The organism is Oceanicola sp. D3 (genome assembly GCF_006351965.1).
Taxonomy (GTDB): domain Bacteria; phylum Pseudomonadota; class Alphaproteobacteria; order Rhodobacterales; family Rhodobacteraceae; genus Vannielia.
The window spans coordinates 2,610,930-2,634,129 of the sequence record NZ_CP040932.1 but is presented as its reverse complement, the minus strand read 5'-3'; the positions used below and the strand labels follow the sequence as shown (position 1 = coordinate 2,634,129).

Below are 23,200 nucleotides of genomic sequence, written 5' to 3'. Positions count from 1 at the left end.
AAAGAAATTCGAATACGCAGCCAAAGTCCGGTTTAAGCCCTCCCCCCTCAAACCCCCTCCCCAAACTCGTCCATCAAGCTCTCCACCACCCCCCGCATGGCGGCCTCGTGCGAGGCTCCGGCTTCCACGTTGCCTGCATAGACGGCCCGCTGGCGGTCTGCTGCGTTTCCTGCGGCCACGATCTCTGGCAGGCGGGCGATTTCGGCCTCGCTGCCTAGGGCGTGGGCGTCTTCGGCGAGGATTTCCACCAGTTCTTCGGCCAGCGCGCGCATGGGGACGATCTCTCGGGCGCCGAAGTCTATCAGGCCTTCGCTCACGCCGTAGCGTTGGGCGCGCCAGCGGTTTTCCATGATCAGGAAGCGGTCGTAGCGGCGCCAGCGGAGGTTGCGGGTGCGCAGGCGCCAGAGCATGCGGAGCAGGGCTTGGGTGGTGGCGGCGAGGGTGAGCGTGTCTTCCAGCCGGGGGCTGACGTCGCAAATGCGGGTTTCCAGCGTGGGGAAGCGGTGGGAGGGGCGCAGATCCCACCAGATTTTGGTGCTGTCTTCGATCACCCCGAGGTCCACCAGCACCTGCACGGTGCGCTCGTATTCGGTGAAGCTCTCGAAGGCGGGGGGCAGGCCGGTGCGCGGCAGGTTGTCGAACACCGTGAGGCGATAGGACGACAGGCCGGTGTCTTGCCCCTGCCAGAAGGGGGAGGAGCCGGAGAGCGCCAGCAGGTGGGGGAGGAAGTAGGAGAGTTGCGGCAGCAGGTCTGCGCGCAGGTCGTCATCCTCGATGCCGATGTGGACGTGCATGCCGCAGATCAGCGCCCGGCGCACCACCCCGCCGAGGTCTTGGTGCAGCGTGTTGTAGCGGCTTTTGTCGGTGTGGGTCTGGTCTTTCCAGTCGGCGAAGGGGTGGCAGCTTACGGCGATGGGGGCGAGGTTATGCGCGGCGGCGCAGCGGGCGACGGTGGCGCGCAGGCGTTTGAGTTCTTCGCGGGCCTCGGTGATGTTGCCGCAGACGCGGGTGCCGATCTCGATCTGGCATTGCAGAAATTCGGGTGAGACCTGATCGGCCAGTTCGTCGGCGCAGGCCTCCATCAGCGCTTCGGGGGCGCGGGCGAGGTTGAGGGTGTCTCGGTCGACGAGAAGGTATTCTTCCTCGATGCCGAGCGTGAAGCTGGGGGTGGTTGTGGCCATGCGGGTTCTCCCTCGGTGCACCGCCAGATTGGCAGAGCGGGCGGCGCAGGGGAAGATGGAGCCGTGAGGGGGGATTTTGGCGCGGCGGCCCAGGGGAGGGATGGGCCGCCGCGCGAGCCCGGTGGTGAGGGGACCGCCGGGCATGGACCCCGCCGGGGAGGTGGCGGGGAAACTTGGCGCGGCGGCCCCGGGGAGGAGCGGGCCGCCGCGCGGGCCCGGGGTGAGGAGACCACCGGGCGGGGGGATCAATCGGCGATGACTGTGAAGTCTGTGTCGAGGTCGGTGACGAAGGTGCTGTTCTTGCGGATCACCACGCGCTCGCCCGTGCCGCGCGCGCCCTCAGCGTAGGGGCTGTCAGACGTGAGGTCGTAGACCTGCACGCTGTTGTCCTGCTCGATCTGGGGGATGGCGAAGCGTTGGACCACGGTGCCATTGGCCGCGCGGCATTCGTTGCCCACGCGCAGGGAGCCCTGGGGGCATTGCGGGGAAACGAAGGTTTGGGCGGCGAGCGGCGCGGCGGCGATGGTGGCCAGCAGCGCGGCGGGCAAGGTGCGGTTGATCATCTGTCCTGTCCTTTCGGTTGGAGCTCCAACGCGGGAAAGGGGCGACAGGTTCCGCCGAAGCGGGATCAGGCGGGGCGTTTGGCGAGAGCGTCGAAGGTTTTCTCGGCGAGACCGAGCACTTCGAGTGAGCCCGCCTCGGTATCTTGCACCACGGCGACGATGGCATCGAGCTCGTCCCAGCTGCGCATGACGATGTTGGCCATTTCGCGGGTTTCGGGCGTGGGGGCGTAGTAGCAGATGATCGTTTCGGGGCCGCGCAGGAAGGCCTCGGCCTTCTTGGCCTGAACCTCCAGCAGGGCGGCGTAGTCTTTTTCGAAGGAGGTGACGGCGGAGAGATCGACCAGCTGTTTCTGGCCGGGGCGGTAGGCCGGATCGGCCATGTAGCGGCCGAAGGCTTCGAAGGTTTCGGAGATGGCGGCGTGGCCGTGATACTTGACGAAGACGAGGCCGATTTGGGGGTGGATACGGTAACTTAGCGGCATCAGGGCTCCTTGACCTTTAGGTAAGTTTTGACCTTTCGGTCAAGGAGAGTCCAGCGGCTTGGCTGAGGTGCTGGCGCGGCTTGCCACTGCCTTCGCCGATGGGTTGAACCCGATTGGCGAAATGCCGCTGCAAAGGGTGCGTCAGGCTCTCGATTAATTGAATATTAACGTCGTGCGCCTTAGGCACGGGCAGGATAATGCGCAGTTTGGCGAAAAAATGAGCCATTCTGAATCGACGGGCGGTTGAGGCATGACGGAGATAGCAGTGCGAATAGCGGTGGGTGTCATCACACGCCGCAGGCCCGAGGGCCTGAGGCGGCTGTTGGAGAGTTTCGCGCAGATGGACCGCCCGGCTGGCGCGGATATCCAGTTTGTCATTTGCGAGAATGACAGCGAGGCCAGAGCCGGGGGCGTGGTTGAGGCGTTTCGGGCCAAGATTGGCCTGCCCGTGCACCTGCTGCTGGAAACGCGGAAGGGCATTCCGTTTGCGCGCAGCTGTGTGCTGGCCGAGGCTTTGGAGAAGTCTTTCGACTTTCTGACCTTCATTGATGACGACGAGGTTGTTGAGCGGGACTGGCTGGTGAGGATGATGGAGGCCGTCGAGACGCGTGGCCTTGATCTGGCGGCTGGCCCTGTGCGCTTCATCGCGCCGGATGAGCCCTTGACGGAAGTGAACCGCGCGATCCTTCAGCAGCTTCAAGCGCGCTTCAGTAAGGACGAGCGCGCGCAGGCGGCCAAGGTTGCGGCGGGGGACGATGGTGACACTGAGGCCTACACCGGGAATTGGTGCCTCAGGCTCGACACGGCCCGCCGGTTGGGCGTGACGAAGTTTGATGAGTGGACGGCGGAGAGCGGCGGGGAAGACTCGGCCTTTTGCGCCGCAATGCAGGCGGGCGGGGCCCGCATTGGCTGGGTGCCCGACGCCATTGCCCATGAGATACAGCCCGTTCGGCGCCTGACGCTCTCTTATGTTTACCGGCGCAACAGAGACCAAGAACGTACCAAGGTTCGCCTGCGGCCCCGCAGTTTGCGCAACCGCGCGTCTTATGTGGCAAAGCGATCTGCGGAGCTGGTGCTGATCGGCATCGCTGCGCCGGTGCTGCTTGTGCTGCGCCCGAAAGACCGCGGTGAGCTGTTGTTCAAGGTTGCACGGAAGGCCGGCAAAACGGCGGGGATGTTCGGCAGCATGTTTGGCATGAAGAGCCGGCATTATGCGTCATCCCAGGATCTTCTGCACATTGAACGCGGCGCTTAGCGCTCTAGTTACGCCGCTCTCGTTGGTATTTTGTCGTTGGAGGTAGGTTTGGGGATTCCAGAACGTTTGGGGCATATTTGGATCGGCCCGAAGCCCGTGCCCGAGAAGTGGCTCAGAACATGGCGCGAAAAGCATCCGCGAGCCGCCTATACGTTGTATGACAACGATTTTCTTGATCGCTTCCCGTTCAAGTGCCGGGCGCAGATTGACGCGATGCTGGAGCGGCGCTCGTATCCCGGTGTTGCTGACCTGATGCGCTACGAAATCCTGGCCGAATTCGGGGGGCTTCTGCCGGGGGCAGACTCGATTTGCCTGAGGTCAACGGATGGCCTCTTCGAGCGGGAGTGCGCCTACACCGTTTATGAGAACGAACTGCTGCGGGGGCGGCTGGTTTCACCGATCCTGGCTTGTGAGCCGGGCAATCCGTTTGTTGTGGCACTTGTTGAACGCTTGGCGGAGACCGACCCGGACCAGCTGGGAATGCCTTGGGTTGCAACGGGAAACCTGTTTTGCACCAGAATGATTGAAGAGCTGAACCCGGATATTGAGGTCTTCCCTTCGTATTTCTTCAATCCTTTGCATTACACCGGCGTGCTCGACCCGGATGCAAAGCAGGCATACGCGCTTCAAGTTTGGGGATCGACCGTGGACGCCTACAAGGATGCCTCTCAACGTGGGCTCTCCGGTTGGTGGGCCCGGCGCGCTGAGCGGCGCGCGCGGCGGCGCGGTGCTCAGGTGCTGAATGAGATCGAAAGGCGCAACATGCGCCAGAAGATGGCGGAAATGGAGAGGCTTTTCCCTGATGCGCTGGAGGGTGGCGCGTAACGCCGGTTCCGCAAATAGAATGGGCCCGGCGTTGAACCGGGCCCAAGCCAATTAGTTCGGGTCTACCGTCAGTCCATCTGTTTGAAGGCGAATTCGCCGCCGTCCTTGATGCCCGAGAACCACCGCGCGGTGACGGTTTTGGTGCGGGTGTAGAAGCGGAAGGCGTCGGGGCCGTATTGGTTGAGGTCGCCGAAGCCGGATTTCTTCCAGCCGCCGAAGGTGTGGTAGCTCAGCGGCACCGGGATCGGGAAGTTGATGCCGACCATGCCGACATTGACCCGGTGGGCAAAGTCGCGCGCCGTGTCGCCATCGGCGGTGTAGATCGCCGTGCCGTTGCCGTAGGGGTTGTCCATCACCAGGTTGAGGGCTTCGTCGTAGCTCTCGGTGCGCACCTGGGTGAGCACGGGGCCGAAGATCTCTTCCTTGTAGATGTCCATCTCCGGCGTGACCTTGTCGAAGAGGTGGGGGCCAACGAAGTAGCCCTCTTCGTAGCCTTGCAGCGAGAAGTCGCGGCTGTCGACCACCAGATCGGCACCTTGCTCCACGCCAGAGTCGATCAGGCCGAGGATGCGCTCTTTGGCGGCGGCGGTGATGACGGGGCCGTAATCAACATCGGCGCCCGCGGTGTAGGGGCCGACCTTGAGGGCCTCGATGCGGGGCACCAGCTTTTCGATCAGGGTGTCGGCGGTTTTCTGGCCGACGGGCACGGCAACGGAGATGGCCATGCAGCGCTCGCCTGCGGCGCCGTAGGCGGCGCCCACCAGCGCGTCGGCGGCTTTGTCCATGTCGGCGTCGGGCATGACGATCATGTGGTTTTTCGCGCCGCCGAAGCACTGCGCGCGTTTGCCGGTCGCGGTGGCGCGGGCGTAGATGTACTGCGCGATGGGCGTGGAGCCGACGAAGGCGACGGCCTGGATGGTTTCGTTATCCAGCAGGGCGTCCACGGCTTCCTTGTCGCCGTTGACGACTTGCAGCACGCCATCGGGCAGGCCGGCTTCCTTCAGCAGTTCAGCGAGGCGCATCGCAGTGGAGGGCACACGCTCGGAGGGCTTGAGGATCATGGCGTTGCCGCAGGCGAGTGCGCCGGCCATCTTCCAGAGCGGGATCATTGCCGGGAAATTGAAGGGGGTGATGCCAGCGACCACGCCGAGTGGCTGGCGCATGGAGTAGAGGTCGATGCCGGGGCCGCCGTCGTTGGTGTATTCGCCCTTCAGCATGTGCGGTGCGCCCATGCAGACTTCGACGAACTCGAGGCCGCGCTGCACATCGCCCTTGGCGTCTGGGATGGTTTTGCCGTGCTCGCGGGCGCAAAGCTCGGCCAGCTCGTCCATGTGCTTGTTGATGAGGGCACCGAAGGCCATCATCACACGGGCGCGGCGCTGCGGGTTGGTGGAGCCCCATTTCTTCTGGGCTTCGGCGGCGCGGGCGACGGCATCATCAACCTCGGCCTTGGTGGCAAGGGCGACGGTGGCCTGCACTTCGCCGGTGGCGGGGTTGAAGATGTCGGCAGCGCGGCCGGATGTACCTGCGGTTGGCTGGCCGTCGATGAAATGGCCGATCTGGGTGGTCATGGCAAAACTCCTCCTGTTTTCGGTGTCGCGCAGACCATACCCTTGCAATTATCCCGGTAGAAGCGGCAGTTTGACAAACACGTCTTGCAAAAATGCATGGGAGAGAAGAATGGCCGTGTCGTGGGACGACATGCGGATTTTCATTGCCGTGGCGCGAGAGGGGAGCCTTTCGGGCGCGGGGAATGCGTTGAAACTTGATCCGGCGACGGTGGGGCGGCGGGTGCAGCGGCTGGAAGAAAGCTTGGGTGCGCCGCTGTTTTTGAAGTCGCCGCAGGGCTATGCGCCGAGCGAGGCGGGGGAGCGGCTGATGCCCCATGCCGAGGAGCTGGAGCAGGCCATGCTGACCGCCGAGGATGCGGTGCGCGGGCAGGAAGACAGGCTGACCGGCACGATCCGAGTGGGCGCGCCGGATGGCTGCGCGAACTTTCTGCTGCCGCAAGTGATAACGAAGATCTGTGATGCCCATCCCGAGCTTGAGGTGCAGGTGGTTTCGCTGCCGAGGGTCTTCAACCTCAACCGGCGCGAGGCCGATCTGGCGATTGCTGTCTCGCGGCCCACGGCGGGGCGGCTGACGGTGCAGAAGATCACCGACTATCACCTCTATCTCGCCGCCTCCCGGCATTGGTTGCGGCACAACACGGTGGAGAGCCTCGACGATCTGCGCGGCAAGCGGCTGGTGGGCTACGTGCCCGACATGATCTTTGACAAGGAGTTGGACTATCTGGGCGAGCTCGGGCTGGAGCGGGTGCAGATGGCCTCCAACTCGGTGTCGGTGCAGTTCAACTGGGTGCGGCAGGGGGCCGGGATTGGGGTTGTCCACGGGTTTGCCATGGGCACCGCACCCCGGGTGCAGCGGGTTTTAGCGGATCAGGTGCGGCTGAAACGCACCTTTTGGCTGGTGCGCCACGCCGACGACCGGCGGGTGCGCCGCCTCAGCCGATTTGCCGAATTGCTCTGCGAGGGGCTCCGCGCAGAAGTGGAGCGGTTGGAAGCCGAGACTTGACAGGCCGGGGCGGGAGCGCAACGCTCAACCTGAACGGGCGACGTTGGAGGTTAAGCCATGCTTGTGCAACAGATTCTCAAGGACAAGGGCGGCGACGGCGTGTTGTGTGTGAAACCCGGAAGCTCGGTTTCGGATGCCGCCAAGCTGCTTTCGGAAAAGCGGATCGGCTCGGTCATCGTCTCGTCTGACGGCAAGTCGGCGCAGGGCATTCTCTCGGAGCGCGATATCGTGCGCGAGCTTGGACGGCGCGGGCCGGGGTGCTTGAGCGATGTGGTGGATGATCTGATGACGTCCAAGCTCATCACCTGCACCAAGGAAGAGACCGCGCTGAGCGTGCTGGAGAAGATGACCACCGGGCGGTTTCGGCACATGCCGGTGCTGGAGGGCGAAGAGATGATTGGCCTGATTTCGATCGGGGATGTCGTCAAGGCGCGGCTCAGCGAGCTGGCGATGGAGAAAGACGCGCTCGAAGGCATGATCATGGGGCATTGAGCCGCCGCAGCGCTGCGCCGGGGCTGACCGGGCCGGGCACGGGGCGGGCAAGGGGCCACCGTTTGCGCTAACGGACAGATGCGCAACAATGTTGCGCCGCGCCCCGGCTTTCGCCTTGCCCCTCCGGAAGTGCTGGTGTTTTCTGCCAAAGACCTGAGCCGCAAGAGGGGGAGCAGCGATGCGCGTGGGGCTTTATCCGGGCACTTTTGATCCGGTTACGCTGGGCCATATCGACATTATCACCCGCGCCACCGCGCTGGTGGACAGGTTGGTGATTGGCGTGGCCATCAACCGCGATAAGGGCCCGCTCTTCGACCTTGAGGAACGCGAGGCGATGGTGGAGGCCGAGTGCGCCGGGATTGCCGCCAGCACCGGCTGCGAGATCGTGGTGCACCCGTTCGAAAACCTGCTGATTGACTGTGCCCGGGATGTGGGCGCCGGGCTGATTGTGCGCGGTCTGCGGGCTGTGGCCGACTTTGAGTATGAATATCAGATGGTTGGCATGAACCGGCAGTTGGATGACACGATTGAAACCGTGTTTTTGATGGCCAGCGCCGAGCGGCAGGCGATTGCCTCCAAGCTGGTGAAGGAGATTGCGCGGCTGGGCGGCGACATATCGAAGTTCGTCAGCCCCTCGGTGCGCGACAAGCTTCTGGCCAAATACACCTGAGCCGGGTAGGGCAGCGCCATGGTTGCCAATGTCATCTGCATAAAATGGGGCACGCTCTTTGGGCCCGAATATGTAAACCGGCTTTATAGCGGGGCGCGTCGGCATCTGAGTGATGATGTGCGGTTTTTCTGCATGACGGAAGATCGGGCAGGGCTGCACCCGGATGTCGAGGTGCTCGATCTGCCTGTAGAGCCGTTCCTCGCGGATATGGACGCGGCGCTGGCCGTGGCCAACCGGCAGGGGGCAATGCGCAAGGTGTCGCTGTTTCGGCCCGGGTTGATCCCTGATCTCGATGGGCCGTTGCTGGGCTTTGATCTCGACGTGGTGGTGAGCGGCTCGCTGGACGGCTTGCTGAACTTCGCGCCGGGCAAGGTGGCGATGCGGGCCGATTGGGTGGAAGCGCGGCGGGGCCGCAAGACGGGCCATGGCTCGGTGTTCCGGTTCGATCCTGCCCTGCACGGCTGGCTCTACGAGGTGCTGGCGAATGATGCCAAGGCGCAGGTGGAGAAGGCGCGGGGGAGCGAGCAGCGTTATACCAGCACGCTGGCGCAGGAGCGGGGGGAATTTGCCTATTTGCCCGGTGATGAGGTGGTGAGCTTCAAGCATGATTGCCTTGGACTGCCGCCGATGAACTGGCTCAGGCCTGCGAAACTGCCGGAAGCCGCCAAGGTGGTGTGCTTTCATGGGCATCCCAAGATGCATGAGGCGGTGGCGGGTTATTCCGGGTCTTGGCTGCGGGCCTGTAGGCCGACGCCATGGTTGGCCGATCATTGGATTGACCGGGCGCGGGATGATCTTGGGCCCGAGTGGGCTTGAGGGCGCAACCCCTCCCAATGCATAGGAAATTCACGGAACGATCACGTCTCAGGGGTTGTTCTGCGCACCTTCCCGGCTAATCTGGTCGCGTTTGAGAAGGGGATGTTTCATGAGATTTAGTAGGGTGGCGCTTGCGCTTTTTACAGCGGCAAGCCTTGTGGCAGCACCGCTTGCGGCGCGGGAAAAACTGAGCCGACAGATCCCGGTGGACAAGAGGTTCGCCAAAACCGATGAGATCAAGTTTACCGGCACGCCAAAAGGATACAGCTTTCGCTGGGCGGTGATTGCGCCGGCGGGTGTGATTGAATTCTGCGGCGTGGGCTCAGGCGGCGACATCGCCATGCGGTCTGCCTACGATCAGATCCGGCAGAAGATGCAGCTGGAGATGAACGGTAAGGTGATCCACCGTGGGGTGCAATTTTTTGCGCGTGTGAACTCGGTGAAGAAGCTCGACAAGGCGGTGGCGAATTGCATTTCGACCGGGGTCAAGGTTCCGGCGAAGCGTCCGGACATTCGGCTGACGCTGGATCGGGGCCGGGTTAAGGGCTGAAGCGGAGAAGGCGTGAGCGACTTGCCCGGCGGACTACCCGCCGGTGTGGCTCATGTGGCGCGGCATCTGGCCGGTTATGTCTTGCCTTGAATAGTCGAAGTCGTGGCCCTTGGGCTTGCGGGAGATCGCGGCGCGGATGGCGGCTTCAAACTCGGGGCCGGGGCCGTATTGGCGCAGGGGCGCGCGCAGGTCGGCGCGGTCTTCTTGCCCCAAGCACATGTAGAGCTCGCCGGTGCAGGTCATCCGGACGCGGTTGCAGCTTTCGCAGAAGTTATGGGTCAGCGGGGTGATGAAGCCGATTTTCTGGCCTGTCTCTTGCAGCTGGACATAGCGGGCCGGGCCGCCGGTGCGCTCTGCGAGGTCGATCAGGGTATATTGCTCGGCCAGCTTGGCGCGCAGATCCTTGAGTGACCAGTATTGGCCGATGCGGTCTTCATTGCCGAGGTCGCCCATGGGCATGACCTCGATCCATGTCAGGTCCATGTCGCGGGCGGCGCAGAACTCGGCGAGGGTGAAGAGCTCGTCCTCGTTGAAGCCTTTCAGCGCCACGGCGTTGAGCTTGACGCGCAGGCCCGCCGTTTGCGCTGCGTCGATGCCGCGCAGAACTTGGGGCAGGCGGCCCCAGCGGGTGATGCGGGCGAATTTTTCTTCGTTCAGCGTGTCGATCGAGATGTTGATGCGTTTGACGCCGGCGGCGGCGAGTTGGGGGGCGAAACGCTCCAGCTGGGAGCCGTTGGTGGTGAGGGTCAGCTCATCGAGCGCGCCGGACTCGAGGTGGCGGGTCATCCCCTCGAAGAAGGTCATGATGCCCTTGCGCACCAGCGGCTCTCCGCCGGTGATGCGCAGCTTCTTCACGCCGAGGCCGATGAAGCCGGTGCAGGCGGCATCGAGCTCTTCCAGCGTGAGCAGTTCCTTTTTGGGAAGGAAGGTCATGTTTTCGGACATGCAGTAGACGCAGCGAAAATCGCAGCGGTCGGTCACTGACACGCGCAAATAGGTGATCGGGCGCTGGAAGGGGTCGATCAGGGGTGTTTTCATGAGGTATAGGTAGGCCGCAAGGGGCGAAGCGGCAAGGTGAATTGCGGCGCGTCCGACCAAGGTAGCCCAAGGTGGCAAGGAGCGGAATGGTGCAGGCGATGCAGAAATTGATGGGCGTGACGGCGGCGGCGCTGGTGTTGGCGGGCTGTGCGGAAGGACCGTTTGCGATGAAGCCGAAGGCGGAAGCGACCGAGGCGAAGGCTGGGGAAAGCGAAAGCAAGGCCCCGGTGGCCGCAGCGGCGCCGCCCCCGCCGGAGAATGCGCGCACCGCCGACCAGTTTGACACCACGACGGAAGAGGAAAAGCAGGCCGCTGCCGCCGCGCCTGTGGCTGCCGAAAAGGAGCTGGGCACGACAATTGCCTCGCTGGGCGATCCGACCGACCCGGGATTCTGGGCGGAGACGCCGCTGGTGACAGTCGCGCAATCGGGGCGGCTGGTTTATCCGGGCAATGGCAATTCGGTGCAGGTGGAGCTGCGGCCTTCGGGGGGTGAGCCGGGATCTGGCACGCGGGTGAGCCTGCCGGCGTTTCAGGTGCTGGGCGCGCCGCTGACGGGGTTGCCGGAGCTGGTGGTTTACGCCGGGTCTACGGGGTAGCTCGTTCGCCCTTTGAGGCGGCCTCGCGGGGTGGTGGGCAGATTTCCCACCCTACGGGACGCGGTTTGGGGGGTGAGCGCTGGTGGGCAGATTGCCCACCCTACGGGGCGCGGTTTGGGGGGGTGAGCGATGGTGGGCAGATTGCCCACCCTACAGGTGTTTGGCGGCTTCTTTCTGGGCGAAGGGTTTGAGGCCTTGGCCGGGGCCTTCGAGGAAGGCGCGGGTGGCCTCTGCATCGTGCTTGGAGAGGTCGCGCAGCCACCAGGCGACGGCTTTCTGGATGAACCATTCTGTGTCTGATACGTAGGTTTCGGCCCATGTGAGCACGCGGGCGCGGGCTTGTGCCTCGGCGGCGTTGGGGTTGTTCTTCTTGGCAAGCGGCAGGGTGACGGTGAGCGCGGCGCGGCGGGTCCAGAGGCTCTCGCTCGTGGTCCAGGCCTCGACCTCATCCATGCGGGACAGGTCGGCCATGAGGCGCTTTTGCCCGGCCATCATGGCGTGGTCGGCGATGGCCCATGAATCGAGGTCGGGCAGCCAGCTTTTGATCAGCGCCCAGGCTTCGGTGTCGGGGCGCAGGCGGGCTTGGGTGAGCAGCTTGGCTGCGGCGATGCTGGCCTCGAAAATGTCGGTTTTCCAAAGGCTTGCGGCGAGGGTGACGCGCTCTGGCACGGGAAGGGTGCGCCGCCACTCTGTGGTCACCTCGTTCAGCGCCCGGTTTGGGATGCCGATGACCTCTCGGGTCTGCTTGTGATAGGCGGACATGCCCTCGGCCCGGCCGGGTTCGGCGAGGGCGCGGAGGGCGGTGAGGGCATCATCAAGGGTCATCAGGCGGTGAGGTTATTCAACCGTCACCGACTTGGCGAGGTTGCGGGGCTGGTCGACATCGGTGCCTTTGGCAACGGCGGTGTGATAGGCGAGCAGCTGCGCGGGCAGGGCGTAGAGGATGGGGGCCAGCGCGGGGGAGACCTCGGGGAGGATGATCTGGCGCCATGTGCCTTCGGCGGCGGTTTTCGCGCCGCGGGCATCCGTGACGAGGACGACCTTTCCGGCGCGGGCCATGACCTCTTGCATGTTGGAGATCGTCTTGTCGAAGAGCCCGTCGGAGGGGGCCATGAAGACGACGGGTGTGTGCTTGTCGATCAGCGCGATGGGGCCGTGTTTGAGCTCGCCGGATGCGTAGCCTTCGGCGTGGATATAGCTGATTTCCTTGAGTTTCAGCGCGCCTTCCATGGCCAGCGGGTAGAGTGGGCCGCGCCCCAGGAAGAGGATGTCGCGGGCTTCGGCCAGCTTTTGGGCGGTGGCTTCGATCTCGGGGGAGGCGGCCAGAGCGGCGTTGAAGAGGCCGGGGAGGGCGTTGAGCTCGGCGAGGTGCTCCTGCGCCGCTTCGGGCGTAAGGGTGCCACGGTCGAGGCCCGCCTTGAGGGCGAGCAGGAAGAGCACGGTGAGCTGGCAGGTGAAGGCCTTGGTGGAGGCCACGCCGATCTCGGCGCCTGCGAGGATCGGCAGGGCAATGTCGGAGGCGCGGGCGATGGAGCTTTCGGGGACGTTGACCACGGAGGCGATCATCGCCTTGTCTTCGCAATAGCGCAGGGCGGCCAGCGTGTCGGCGGTTTCGCCGGACTGGCTGACGAAGAGGGCGAGGGTGTTGGCCGGGATCGGCGGCTCACGGTAGCGGAACTCCGAGGCGATATCGACCTCGACGGGGAGGCGGGCGATCTGCTCGAACCAGTACTTGGCGGTCAGGCAGGCATAAAAGGCGGTGCCGCAGGCGACCATGGTGAGGCGGTCGAACTTGGTGAAGTCGAGGCCCGGCTCGGGCAGAGCGATGCCGCTTTCGGTGAGGTAGTAAGAGAGCGCCTCGCCCAGAACGGTGGGCTGCTCGGCGATTTCCTTGGCCATGAAGTGCTTGTGGCCGCCCTTGTCGATCTGGGCTGCGTCGATGGTGACGGTTTTGACCGGACGATTGGCGCGGTTGTTCTGGGCGTCGAAGATTTCGACGCTCTCACGGGTGAGCACGGCCCAGTCGCCCTCTTCGAGGTAGGTGATCTTGTCGGTCATGGGGGCCAGCGCGATGGCGTCGGAGCCGACGAAGATTTCACCCTCGCCGTGGCCGATGGCCAGCGGAGAGCCTTTGCGGGCGGCGATGAGCAGGTTGTCTTCGCCCTCAAAGAGGAAGCAGAGCGCGAAGGCACCGGTGAGGCGGGCTATGACCTGCTCGCAGGCGTCGCGGGGGGCGAGGCCCTGGGTAAGGTAATGCTCGGTGAGCAGAGCGACGACCTCGGTGTCGGTGTCGGTCACGGTTTTGAGGCCGTGGGTGGCCAGCTCTTCACGCAACTCGCGGAAGTTTTCGACGATGCCGTTGTGCACAACGGCGACGGGGCCGGCGCGGTGGGGGTGGGCGTTGGTTTCATTCGCGGCGCCGTGGGTGGCCCAGCGGGTGTGGCCGATGCCGGCCTTGCCGGGGAGGGGATCATGCACCAGCAGGTCGGAGAGGTTGACCAGCTTGCCGACCGCGCGACGGCGATCGAGCGCCTCGTCGTTTACGGTGGCGATGCCCGCGCTGTCATAGCCGCGATATTCCAGCCGTTTCAGGGCCTCCACCAGCAGGGGGGCGGCTTCATGGTTGCCGAGAACGCCGACGATTCCACACATTTACTTGGCCTCTTTCTTTGCTGCCTTGGCGGCGCGGAGCCTGTCCATCAGTTTGCGGGCGAGGCCGGGCTTGTTGCTTTGGCGGCCACGGGCGACGGCGAGGGCGCCATCGGGGACGTTTTCGGTGATGACGGAGCCGGAGGCGGTGAGGGCCTCGGCGCCCACGGTGACGGGGGCGACCAGCATGGTGTTGGAGCCGATGAAGGCGCGGGCGCCAACCTCGGTGCGGTGCTTGAAGACGCCGTCATAGTTGCAGGTGATGGTGCCTGCGCCGATGTTGGCGGCCTCGCCCACGGAGGCATCACCGATATAGCTGAGGTGATTGACCTTTGCGCCTTCGCCGATCTCGGCGTTCTTCACCTCGCAGAAATTGCCGACCTTGGCGTTGTTGGCCAGTTCCGCGCCGGGGCGGAGGCGGGCATAGGGGCCGACTTGTGCGCCGGTGCTCACGTGGCAGCCTTCGAGGTGGGAGAAGGCGCGGATTTGCGCGCCGGTCTCGACGGTGACGCCGGGGCCGAAGACGACGTAGGGCTCGATGGTGGCATCGCGGCCTACCCATGTGTCCCATGCGAAGTGGACGGTTTCGGGGGCGGTGAGGGTGACACCGTTTTCCAGCGCCTCCGCGCGTTTGGCCTGCTGGAAGGCGGCCTCGGCGGCGGCGAGGTCGGCGCGGGAGTTGACGCCCATGGTCTCGGCCTCGGCGCAGCGGACCACGCCGCAGGAGAGGCCACGGCTGCGGGCGATGGCGACGATGTCGGTGAGGTAATATTCGCCTGAGGCGTTATCGTTGCCGACATTATCGAGCAGGGAGAAGAGCTGGGCCGCATCGGCGCAGATCACGCCGGAGTTGCAGAGCGGGATGGCGCGCTGGGCTTCGGTGGCGTCCTTGTATTCGATAATCGCCTCCAAGCTGTCGCCATCCATGAAGAGGCGGCCGTAGCGGGCCGGATCGGCGGGCTCGAAACCCAGCACCACAACGGCATGCTGTGCGCGGGCGTCCAGCATGGCTTGCAGGGTGTCGGGGCGGATGAAGGGGGTGTCGCCGTAGAGGATGATGGCATCGCCTTCGGCGCCTGCGAGGGCTTCGCGGGCCTGAAGGACGGCGTGGCCGGTGCCGAGGCGGTCTTCCTGAATGACGACCTGCGCGGTGTCGTCGATTTCGGCCACGGCGGCCTCGACCGCTTCGGCGCCGTGCCCGGCGACAACCACCACGCGCTCAGGTTCCAGCGCGTTGCCTGCGTGCATGGCATGGGCCAGCAGGGGCGCGTGGGCGACCCGGTGCAAGACCTTCGGCATGTCCGACTGCATGCGGGTGCCTTGCCCCGCGGCGAGGATGATCAGGCTGGTGCCCATGGCCCGCTGCCCCTTTTGTTCTGCTCAACACCGGTTATACCCGGAACTCTTGGCTCCGTTCTACTCGCATGATGCAGGGTGGCAAGGGGCTGGCGGGTCACATGTGGTGACGGATTGTGACAGGGGTTGCGAATGAAAACGGTGGTCTTCGATCTGGACGGCACGCTGGCGGATACCAGCAAAGACCTGATTGCCTCGGCCAATGCCTGCTTTCTTGCGCGGGGGCTGGGCACGCTGCTGGACCCGGTTGCCGATGCGCATACGGCCTTTCGCGGCGGCCGGGCGATGCTGCGGCTGGGCTATGAGCGGGCCGGGTTTGGCGCGGAGGAGGTGGAGGCGGATTATCCGCGGCTGCTGGCTTACTATGGAGACAACATCGACACCCACACGGTGCTTTACCCCGGTGCGATGGAGGCGGTGGAGGCGCTGCGCAGCGGGGGGTTTGCGGTGTCGATCTGCACCAACAAGCCCGAGGCGCTGGCCGAGGCGCTGATGGGGCGGCTGGGCGTGCGCACGGCCTTCGGGGCGCTGATCGGGGCCGATACGCTCCCCGTTCGCAAGCCCGACCCGGCGCCCTATTTCGCCGCCGTGGAGCGGGCCGGGGGCACGCGGGGCATCTTGATTGGCGATACGGAGACCGACAGGGAGACGGCGCGGGCGGCAGGGGTGCCCTGTGCGCTTGTCACCTTCGGCCCCGATGGGCGGGGGGTAGAGGCGCTGGAGCCGGAGGCGCTGATCGACCATTTTGACGAGCTGCCGGAGCTGGCGGCGCGGCTGCTGGCGGATTGACCGGCAGAGGCGTGCAAAGCAGGGTGGCAGCATGAGCGAAGTGTTCAAGGGCAATTTCACCCAGCAGGAGCCGCTGCCCGAGGCGGCGCGGGAGGCGGCGATGGGCGTGCTGCGCCATGGGCGGCTGCATCGCTATAACCTTGCGGGCGAGGATGCGGGCGAGGTGGCGCTGCTGGAGCAGGAGTTTGCCGCCTTTGTGGGGGCGAAGTATTGCCTTGCCACGGCGAGCGGCGGCTCGGCCATTGGCGTGGCACTCCGGGCCGTGGGCGTAAAGCCGGGGGACAGGGTGCTGACCAATGCCTTCACCCTTGCGCCGGTGCCCGGTGCGATTGCTGCTGTTGGTGCGGAGCCGGTGTTTGTGGAGGTCACGGACGGGCTTGTCATCGACCTTGATGATCTGGCCGCTAAGGCGGGCGAGGCGGGGGTGCTGCTGCTCTCTCACATGCGCGGGCATATTGCCGACATGGACCGGCTGATGGAGATCTGCCGCGCGGCGGGTGTGGTGGTGGTTGAGGATTGTGCGCATACGATGGGCGCAAGCTGGGATGGCGTGCCGAGCGGGCGGCATGGCGCGGTGGCCTGCTACTCGACCCAGACCTACAAGCATATGAACTCGGGCGAGGGGGGCCTGCTGGTGAGCGACGATGAGGACATCGCCGCCAAGGCGGTGCTGCTCTCGGGGTCTTACATGCTGTATGAGCGCCACCTTGCCGCGCCGGGGCCCGAGGTGTTTGCCCGCCATCGGATGGAGGTGCCCAACATTTCGGGGCGGATGGACAACCTGCGCGCGGCGATCCTGCGCCCGCAGCTTGCCGAGCTTCCGCGCCAGATCGAGCGGTGGAACGCGCGATACCGGGAGGTGGAAGAGGGGCTGCGCGGCACGCCGGGGCTGACGGTGGTGGAGCGCGGCGAGGCGGAGCGCTTTGTGGGCTCGTCGATCCAGTTTCTGCTCAAGGGCTGGAGCGGTGAGGCGGTGGGCGAGGTGCTTGCGCGCTGCCTTGAGCGGGGCGTGGAGTTGAAGTGGTTTGGTGGGCCGGAGCCGGTGGGCTTTACCTCGGCTTATGGGCATTGGCGCTATGCCGAAACGCCGGAGCTTGCCCGCACCGACGCCGTGCTGGCCGGGCTGGTGGACATGCGCCTGCCGCTGACCTTTTCGGTCGAAGATTGCGCCTTGATCGCGCGGATCATTCGGGCCGAGGTGGGCACGGTGTTTCAGGCGCGCTGAAGGCGGGTTTCATCACCTTTCATGACCGGGTTGAAACGGGTAACGGCGGGATCTCGCTGCAATTTCGCTCGTTCTGGTTGTGCCTCTGATCCGTGATGGAACGGGCCTGCACGCCCCGCTGTTGGTGCCCCACGCCAGCCGGGCGGCGATGTCTGATCGTGGAAGACCCGGCGGATTTGAGACGATGAACGGAGACATACGATGTTCAAGAAACTCACCCTGAGTGCTGCCGCCCTCTGCGTGGCCGCCACCCCGATGCTTGCCGCACAGGCGACCGCAACGACCGACCTCAACCTGCGTTCGGGCCCCGGCCCGGAGTTTGAGGTGATTGGTGTGATCGCTGGCCTCGACCAGGCCGAAGTGGAAGGTTGCCTTGACGGCGGTGCGTGGTGCGAAGTGACCTATGACGGCCAGACCGGCTGGGCGCACCGGCACTATCTGAGCGGCTCGGCCACCGAGGCCACGAAAGTGACCACGACCCGCACCGTGACCTACATGAAGGAAGGCGGCAACGAGGGGGCCGGCGCCGCAGCCGGTGCTGTAACAGGTGGCGCGATTGCCGGTTCGCTGATCGGCGGCCCTGCGGCCATTGCGGCAGGCGTGGTGCTTGGCGCCAATGCGGGCAGCGATGCCGTGCCCGAGCCGGAGACCAAAACCGTGACCTATGTGACCGAAAACCCGGTTGAGCCGGTCTATCTCGATGGCGAGGTGGTGCTGGGTGCGGGCGTTCCCGAGGACGTGGAGATTTATCCGGTTCCGGAGAGCGACTATTCCTACCTCAACGTGAACGGGCAGGATGTGCTGGTGAAGGAAGACCGGACGATCGTTTACGTTTACCGCTAAGCGCGGTGGAGGAGAGCAAGATTGGGCGGCCCCGGTGCGGGCCGCCCTTTTTGGTTGGGAACCGATTGCCCCTGCGCGGTGTTGTCTCACCAAGCAGCGGGGGCCGCCAAGCCGCCCTTCGCCCCCACGAACGAAATACGAGGACACGATCATGAAACCCCTTCTGACCGGCGCGGTTGCCGCGCTGAGCCTGACCGCTGTTGCCCCTGCCATTGCAGCCGAGGCGACTGCCACCACCGATCTGAACCTGCGCTCCGGCCCCGGCATCGAATACGCCGTGGTTGGCACCTTGGGGGCCAATGAGACCGCCGAGGTGGAAGCCTGCCTTGAAGCTGCGCCGTGGTGCCGGATTCAATCTGCCGATGGCACCGCATGGGTGCACAGCCGCTACCTCAGCGGCAGCCCCGAGGCGATGGTTCCGGTTGCGGCCTCGACCATCACCGTGCGCCCGGATGAAGACACCACCCCTGCCGAGCTTGATGCGGCTGTGGTGAACGGCACGCTGGTGGATGCGCCAAGCAATGTGGCACCGCTGATCGAGATCCCTGACGAGGCGGTTGCCGTTTACATGACAGAGCGCGCTGGCCCTGACACGGCTGCCGATGGCGAGACCGTGGCGCTGGGCAACAGCGAGGCTGGCGTCAGCGTGCACAATGTGCCCGAGGGCGGGCTGACCTACCTGACGATTGACGGCGAGACCCGCGTGCTGGAGCCGGGCACCAAGACGACCGTGTATATCAACCGGTAAACCATTGATCCGAACCCGCTGGCCTGTCCCTGTCAGTGGTCAAGCGAGAGAGCGGCCGTTGCCCCGGCCGCTCTCTCTGCGTTTCGTGCAGGGGAATCGTTGACCCGGCCCGCTGGCTCTTCTACTATTTGAACGCTTGTTCAATAAATGGGAGGAGCGGGCGATGTTTGCAGGGCAGTTGAAGTTTGACCTTGGCGAGGAGGTTGAGGCGCTGCGCGACATGGTGCACCGCTTCGCGCAGGAGCGGATCAGGCCGATCGCTGCGGAGGTGGATGCCAGTAACGAATTCCCCGCCGCGCTTTGGCAGGAGCTGGGTGAGCTGGGCTTGCTCGGCGTCACGGTGCCGGAGGAGTTTGGCGGGGCTGGGATGGGCTATCTCGCTCATGCGGTGGCGGTTGAGGAGATTGCCCGCGCTTCGGCTTCGATCTCTCTCAGCTATGGGGCCCATTCCAACCTCTGCGTGAACCAGATCCGGCTGAACGGCTCGCCGGAGCAGAAGGCGAAGTATCTGCCGGGGCTGGTGAGCGGTGAGCATGTTGGCGCGCTGGCGATGAGCGAGGCGGGGGCGGGCAGCGACGTGGTGAGCATGAAGCTGCGGGCCGAGAAGCGGAACGATCACTACCGCCTGAACGGCACGAAATACTGGATCACCAACGGGCCGGATGCCGATACGCTGGTGGTTTATGCCAAGACCGACCCGGAAGCCGGCAGCAAGGGGATTACGGCCTTTCTGATCGAGAAGTCGATGGTGGGGTTCTCCACCTCCAAGCATTTCGACAAGCTCGGGATGCGCGGCTCCAACACCGCCGAGCTGGTGTTTGAGGATGTGGAAGTGCCGTTTGAGAATGTCCTCGGCGAGGAGGGCGGGGGCGTGCGCGTGCTGATGTCCGGCCTCGATTATGAGCGTGTGGTGCTGGCAGCGATCGGGCCGGGGATCATTGCTGCCTGTCTGGACGAGGTTATGCCCTATCTTGCGGAGCGAAAGCAGTTCGGGAAGCCGATTGGCTCGTTCCAGCTGATGCAGGGCAAGATTGCCGACATGTATGTGGCGCTGAACTCATCGCGCGCCTACGTTTACGAGGTGGCCAAGGCCTGCGACCGGGGCGAGGTGACGCGCGCCGATGCGGCGGCCTGCTGCCTCTATGCCTCCGAGCAGGCGATGGTGCAGGCGCATCAGGCGGTGCAGGCGATGGGCGGCGCAGGTTTCATGGCCGATGCGCCGGTGGCGCGGCTGTTTCGCGATGCCAAGCTGATGGAGATCGGCGCTGGCACCAGCGAGATCCGGCGGATGCTGGTGGGGCGTGAGATGATGGGCTCGGTATGAGGGCGGTGCTTGCGCTCTTGCTGATGGCCACGGGATTGGAGGCGCAGATGATGACCAAGCAGCCTGGAACCTATGACGCGATTGTTGCGCGGCTGGACGCCTGCCTTGAGGCGGGCGGCGATGACCGGGCTTGCGTGGAGGCTGCGTTGGAAGACTGCGGCCAGGCGGGCAGTTACGAGGCCTGCATGGCGCATCTTGCCGAGGCGATGATGGCGCGGGCCGAGGCGGCCTGCTCGGGCGGGTTCCCGGACCCGGCCTGCAAGGCGCGGGCGGCGGGAGAGGCCTTGATCGGGGCACGCAAGGAGGCGGCGAAATGAGGTGGATGGCGATTTTGCTGGTGATGGCTGGCCCGGCGGCGGCGCAGGAACTGTCTTTCGATCCGATGATCGCGGAGGAGTGCGAGGAGCAGCGGGCCGAGCTTTCCGAGCGTGAGCAGTGCATCGGCTGGGCGGCGAACGCCTGCATGGAGAACACCGAGGGCGGCGGCTCGACCGTGGGGATGAACGGCTGCCTTGATGCCGAGTGGCAGTATTGGGATGCGCGGTTGAACCAGCATTACAAGGAGGCCATGGCGCGGGCGAAGGCGTTTGACGTGGATATGGCGACGGCGGAGAACGGGTTGCTCTCGGCGGAGGAGACGCTGCGGGGGATGCAGCGCGCGTGGATCACCTTTCGGGATGCCAAATGCGAGTTTGTCCGGTCGCAGTGGAGCGGCGGCACGGGGCAGGGGCCGGCGATGCTGAGCTGCCTGATGCAGGAGACCGGGCGGCAGGCGCTGTGGCTTCAGGTGCAAGCGGAGGGCATGTGAGCGAGAAGGGCGATCTTCCAGACCGTGACCGCCGGTTTGAGGCGGCCTTGACTGCTGCACTGGCGGAGCAGGAGAAATACGAGAAAAAGCGCTACAGCCGTATGGGGCGCGGGGCCGAGAAGGCGACTGCACCGCTGGGGGGCTTGTTGCGCCGTGTTGTGCCGTCTGGCGTGTTGCGCCGCGCTTTGGCGCTTGCTGACAGGGGCGCGGGGCTGACCTTGCCTGCGGCCAGCCATCACACCGATGATCTGGCCGCCTGCGATGCCACTGCGCTGCGGGTTCAGGGCTGGGCGGCGGGTTCTGGTGCGGCTTCTGGCGGGGCGGCGGGCTGGTTTGGCGGGCTGGGGATGACGTTGGACATTCCGGCCACCATCAGCCTTGCCGCGCGCACCGTGCGGGCGACCGGGCAGGCCTATGGCTTTGAGGGGGAGGGCGAGGAGGAGCTCGTGTTTCGGCTGATGGTGCTGGAGCTGGCCACGGTGCGCGGGCTGGAGGGGCGCAAGGAGAGCCTTGGCAAGGTGAACCAGTTGGCCAAGGAGTTGCAGGCTCCCGAGGTGCGCTATGTGCTGGAGAAGGGCGCCGATTGGGTGGTCGACAAGGTGATCGACCGGGTGGCGCGGGGCCTTGGCACCGATCTGCTCAAGCGCAAGGCGGCGCAGGTGGTGCCGCTGGCAGGCGCGGCGATTGGCGCGGGCGTGAACGCGAGTTTTCAGACGGATGTGGCGCGAGCGGCGCGTTATGGTTTTAGGCTGCGGTGGCTGATGCACCGGCGGCTGTTGCCTGCGCCGGAAGCGGAGGCCGGGGAGAAGGCATGAAGTTGCAGTCGAAGATATCGGTGAAATCCGAGGAGTATGCCGCCAACCGCGCGGCCTCGGAGGCGGCGCTGGCCCGCGCTCGCGCGGCGGCGGAGGCGGCGGCGCTGGGCGGCGGAGAAAAGTCGCGCGCGCGCCATAAGAGCCGGGGCAAGATGCTGCCGCGTGACCGGGTGGCCGGGCTGCTCGACCCGGGCTCGCCCCTTCTGGAGGTGGGCGCGACGGCGGCCCACGGCATGTATGACGGCGCGGCCCCTGCGGCGGGGATGATCGCCGGGGTGGGCCGGGTGAAGGGCCGCGAGGTGATGGTGCTGGCCAATGACGCCACGGTGAAGGGCGGCACCTATTATCCGATGTCGGTGAAGAAGCACCTGCGGGCGCAGGAAATTGCCGAGCAATGCCGCCTGCCGTGCGTCTACCTCGTCGACAGCGGCGGGGCGAACCTGCCGAACCAGGATGAGGTGTTTCCGGATCGCGACCACTTTGGCCGGATCTTTTACAACCAGGCGCAGATGAGCGCGAAGGGGATCGCGCAGATTGCGGTGGTGATGGGCAGTTGCACGGCGGGCGGGGCCTATGTGCCTGCGATGAGCGATGTAAGCATCATCGTGCGGGAGCAGGGCACGATCTTTCTGGCCGGGCCGCCTTTGGTGAAGGCGGCGACGGGGGAGGTTGTAAGCGCCGAGGAGCTGGGCGGCGGGGATGTGCACACGCGGCTGAGCGGCGTGGCGGATATGTTGGCGGAGGATGACGCCCATGCGCTGGCGCTGGCGCGGGAGGCGGTTGGCTCTCTGGGCGGCTCGGGTGGTGGGCAGATTGCCCACCCTACGGGGGAGGCGCCGCTCTATGACCCGGAGGAGATTTTGGGCGTGGTGCCTGCCGACCCGCGCCAGCCGTGGGACATTCGCGAGGTGATCGCGCGGGTGGTGGACGGCTCGCGGTTTGACGAATTCAAGCCGCGCTTTGGCGAAACACTGGTGTGCGGCTTTGCCCATGTGGAGGGCATGGCCTGCGGGATTATTGCCAACAACGGTGTGCTCTTCAGCGAGAGCGCGGTGAAGGGGGCGCATTTTGTTGAGCTGTGCTCCCAGCGGCGTATCCCTTTGGTTTTTTTGCAGAACATCACCGGCTTCATGGTGGGCAAGAAATATGAAAACGAGGGGATCGCGCGGCACGGGGCCAAGATGGTGACAGCGGTGGCCACGACGAGCGTGCCCAAGATCACCCTGCTGGTTGGCGGCTCATTTGGGGCGGGCAACTATGGCATGGCGGGGCGGGCCTATAGCCCCCGGTTTCTTTGGACATGGCCGACCAGCCGGATCTCGGTGATGGGCGGGGCGCAGGCGGCGGGGGTGCTGGCCACGGTAAAGCGCGATGCCATCGAGCGGGGCGGCGGAAGCTGGAGCGAGGAGGAGGAGGCGGCCTTCAAGCAGCCGGTGCTTGACCAGTTCGAGGAACAGTCGGACCCGCTTTATGCCTCTGCGCGGCTTTGGGATGACGGGATCATCGACCCGAGGAAGAGCCGCGATGTGCTTGCGCTCAGCCTGCGGGCGGCGTTGAACGCGCCCATTGAGGAGACGCGCTTTGGCGTCTTCCGGATGTGA

General features: G+C 65.2%; 25 protein-coding genes. 17 read left to right on the top strand and 8 right to left on the bottom strand.

What is annotated here, in order from left to right; all coding sequences use genetic code 11:
* Nucleotides 1–47: 47 nt before the first annotated feature.
* The 3 genes from FHY55_RS13360 to FHY55_RS13350 form a co-directional block, all read right to left on the bottom strand.
* A complete protein-coding gene (locus FHY55_RS13360) occupies nucleotides 48–1,181 on the bottom strand; it encodes a carboxylate-amine ligase (protein WP_140014669.1) in 1,134 nt (377 codons plus the stop codon).
* Nucleotides 1,182–1,426: 245 nt separating this feature from the next.
* Nucleotides 1,427–1,744 (bottom strand): hypothetical protein, encoded by a 318-nt coding sequence (locus FHY55_RS13355; RefSeq protein ID WP_140014668.1) that lies wholly within the window; start codon nucleotides 1,742–1,744, stop codon nucleotides 1,427–1,429.
* A gap of 65 nt (nucleotides 1,745–1,809) precedes the next feature.
* Nucleotides 1,810–2,226 (bottom strand): hypothetical protein, encoded by a 417-nt coding sequence (locus FHY55_RS13350; protein WP_140014667.1) that lies wholly within the window; start codon nucleotides 2,224–2,226, stop codon nucleotides 1,810–1,812.
* Nucleotides 2,227–2,476: 250 nt separating this feature from the next.
* On the opposite strand from FHY55_RS13350, the gene FHY55_RS13345 reads away from it, so the two are divergent.
* Nucleotides 2,477–3,481 carry a glycosyltransferase family 2 protein gene (locus FHY55_RS13345; protein ID WP_140014666.1) on the top strand — a complete coding sequence of 335 codons (1,005 nt, stop codon included), beginning with the start codon at nucleotides 2,477–2,479 and terminating at the stop codon, nucleotides 3,479–3,481.
* A gap of 48 nt (nucleotides 3,482–3,529) precedes the next feature.
* On the top strand, nucleotides 3,530–4,306 hold the full coding sequence (locus FHY55_RS13340; RefSeq protein ID WP_140014665.1) for a hypothetical protein: 777 nt from the start codon (nucleotides 3,530–3,532) through the stop codon (nucleotides 4,304–4,306).
* Between the two features lie 68 nt (nucleotides 4,307–4,374).
* On the opposite strand, the gene FHY55_RS13335 is transcribed toward FHY55_RS13340, so the two are convergent.
* A complete protein-coding gene (locus FHY55_RS13335; protein ID WP_140014664.1) occupies nucleotides 4,375–5,877 on the bottom strand; it encodes a CoA-acylating methylmalonate-semialdehyde dehydrogenase in 1,503 nt (500 codons plus the stop codon).
* Nucleotides 5,878–5,986: 109 nt separating this feature from the next.
* Here FHY55_RS13335 and FHY55_RS13330 point away from each other — a divergent pair, with 109 nt between their 5' ends.
* From FHY55_RS13330 to FHY55_RS13310, 5 genes are all read left to right on the top strand, one after another.
* On the top strand, nucleotides 5,987–6,880 hold the full coding sequence (locus FHY55_RS13330) for a LysR family transcriptional regulator (RefSeq protein WP_140014663.1): 894 nt from the start codon (nucleotides 5,987–5,989) through the stop codon (nucleotides 6,878–6,880).
* Nucleotides 6,881–6,937: 57 nt separating this feature from the next.
* Entirely contained in the window at nucleotides 6,938–7,372 is a 435-nt protein-coding gene (locus tag FHY55_RS13325) for a CBS domain-containing protein (protein ID WP_140014662.1), read from the top strand.
* Between the two features lie 178 nt (nucleotides 7,373–7,550).
* Nucleotides 7,551–8,042, top strand: a complete 492-nt coding sequence (gene coaD / locus FHY55_RS13320; RefSeq protein WP_140014661.1) for a pantetheine-phosphate adenylyltransferase — start codon at nucleotides 7,551–7,553, stop codon at nucleotides 8,040–8,042.
* An 18-nt stretch (nucleotides 8,043–8,060) separates the two neighbouring features.
* Nucleotides 8,061–8,858, top strand: a complete 798-nt coding sequence (locus FHY55_RS13315) for a glycosyl transferase (protein WP_140014660.1) — start codon at nucleotides 8,061–8,063, stop codon at nucleotides 8,856–8,858.
* Between the two features lie 109 nt (nucleotides 8,859–8,967).
* A complete protein-coding gene (locus FHY55_RS13310) occupies nucleotides 8,968–9,408 on the top strand; it encodes a hypothetical protein (protein ID WP_210410485.1) in 441 nt (146 codons plus the stop codon).
* Nucleotides 9,409–9,441: 33 nt separating this feature from the next.
* Here FHY55_RS13310 and moaA read toward each other — a convergent pair whose 3' ends face one another.
* Nucleotides 9,442–10,446 (bottom strand): GTP 3',8-cyclase MoaA, encoded by a 1,005-nt coding sequence (gene moaA, locus FHY55_RS13305; RefSeq protein ID WP_140014658.1) that lies wholly within the window; start codon nucleotides 10,444–10,446, stop codon nucleotides 9,442–9,444.
* Between the two features lie 98 nt (nucleotides 10,447–10,544).
* Here moaA and FHY55_RS13300 point away from each other — a divergent pair, with 98 nt between their 5' ends.
* Nucleotides 10,545–11,042: a hypothetical protein gene (locus FHY55_RS13300; protein ID WP_254695307.1), complete on the top strand. Its 498-nt coding sequence runs from the start codon at nucleotides 10,545–10,547 to the stop codon at nucleotides 11,040–11,042.
* Nucleotides 11,043–11,192: 150 nt separating this feature from the next.
* Here FHY55_RS13300 and FHY55_RS13295 read toward each other — a convergent pair whose 3' ends face one another.
* Genes FHY55_RS13295 through glmU form a run of 3 tightly spaced genes read right to left on the bottom strand, consistent with a single transcriptional unit; the run spans nucleotide 11,193 to nucleotide 15,047 of the window.
* Nucleotides 11,193–11,867, bottom strand: a complete 675-nt coding sequence (locus FHY55_RS13295; RefSeq protein ID WP_140014657.1) for a DNA alkylation repair protein — start codon at nucleotides 11,865–11,867, stop codon at nucleotides 11,193–11,195.
* Nucleotides 11,868–11,879: 12 nt separating this feature from the next.
* On the bottom strand, nucleotides 11,880–13,694 hold the full coding sequence (glmS, locus tag FHY55_RS13290) for a glutamine--fructose-6-phosphate transaminase (isomerizing) (protein ID WP_140014656.1): 1,815 nt from the start codon (nucleotides 13,692–13,694) through the stop codon (nucleotides 11,880–11,882).
* Nucleotides 13,695–15,047, bottom strand: coding sequence for a bifunctional UDP-N-acetylglucosamine diphosphorylase/glucosamine-1-phosphate N-acetyltransferase GlmU (gene glmU / locus FHY55_RS13285; protein ID WP_140014655.1), 1,353 nt, complete (start codon nucleotides 15,045–15,047; stop codon nucleotides 13,695–13,697). It abuts the gene before it with no gap.
* 132 nt (nucleotides 15,048–15,179) lie between these two features.
* On the opposite strand from glmU, the gene FHY55_RS13280 reads away from it, so the two are divergent.
* The 9 genes from FHY55_RS13280 (at nucleotide 15,180) to FHY55_RS13240 (ending at nucleotide 23,200) form a co-directional block, all read left to right on the top strand.
* A complete protein-coding gene (locus tag FHY55_RS13280) occupies nucleotides 15,180–15,836 on the top strand; it encodes an HAD-IA family hydrolase (protein ID WP_140014654.1) in 657 nt (218 codons plus the stop codon).
* 31 nt (nucleotides 15,837–15,867) lie between these two features.
* The gene (locus FHY55_RS13275) at nucleotides 15,868–17,061 is read left to right on the top strand and encodes a DegT/DnrJ/EryC1/StrS aminotransferase family protein (protein WP_140014653.1); all 1,194 of its coding nucleotides are present in this window, start codon (nucleotides 15,868–15,870) and stop codon (nucleotides 17,059–17,061) included.
* 201 nt (nucleotides 17,062–17,262) lie between these two features.
* Entirely contained in the window at nucleotides 17,263–17,904 is a 642-nt protein-coding gene (locus tag FHY55_RS13270; protein ID WP_140014652.1) for an SH3 domain-containing protein, read from the top strand.
* A gap of 151 nt (nucleotides 17,905–18,055) precedes the next feature.
* Nucleotides 18,056–18,652: an SH3 domain-containing protein gene (locus FHY55_RS13265; protein WP_140014651.1), complete on the top strand. Its 597-nt coding sequence runs from the start codon at nucleotides 18,056–18,058 to the stop codon at nucleotides 18,650–18,652.
* A gap of 163 nt (nucleotides 18,653–18,815) precedes the next feature.
* Nucleotides 18,816–19,976, top strand: coding sequence for an isovaleryl-CoA dehydrogenase (locus FHY55_RS13260; RefSeq protein ID WP_140016107.1), 1,161 nt, complete (start codon nucleotides 18,816–18,818; stop codon nucleotides 19,974–19,976).
* Nucleotides 19,977–19,999: 23 nt separating this feature from the next.
* Nucleotides 20,000–20,293, top strand: coding sequence for a hypothetical protein (locus tag FHY55_RS13255; RefSeq protein WP_140014650.1), 294 nt, complete (start codon nucleotides 20,000–20,002; stop codon nucleotides 20,291–20,293).
* Nucleotides 20,290–20,784 carry a lysozyme inhibitor LprI family protein gene (locus FHY55_RS13250; protein WP_140014649.1) on the top strand — a complete coding sequence of 165 codons (495 nt, stop codon included), beginning with the start codon at nucleotides 20,290–20,292 and terminating at the stop codon, nucleotides 20,782–20,784. Before FHY55_RS13255 ends, FHY55_RS13250 begins: the two co-directional genes overlap by 4 nt.
* Nucleotides 20,781–21,599, top strand: a complete 819-nt coding sequence (locus tag FHY55_RS13245; RefSeq protein ID WP_168223007.1) for an EcsC family protein — start codon at nucleotides 20,781–20,783, stop codon at nucleotides 21,597–21,599. Before FHY55_RS13250 ends, FHY55_RS13245 begins: the two co-directional genes overlap by 4 nt.
* Nucleotides 21,596–23,200 carry a carboxyl transferase domain-containing protein gene (locus FHY55_RS13240; RefSeq protein ID WP_140014647.1) on the top strand — a complete coding sequence of 535 codons (1,605 nt, stop codon included), beginning with the start codon at nucleotides 21,596–21,598 and terminating at the stop codon, nucleotides 23,198–23,200. Before FHY55_RS13245 ends, FHY55_RS13240 begins: the two co-directional genes overlap by 4 nt.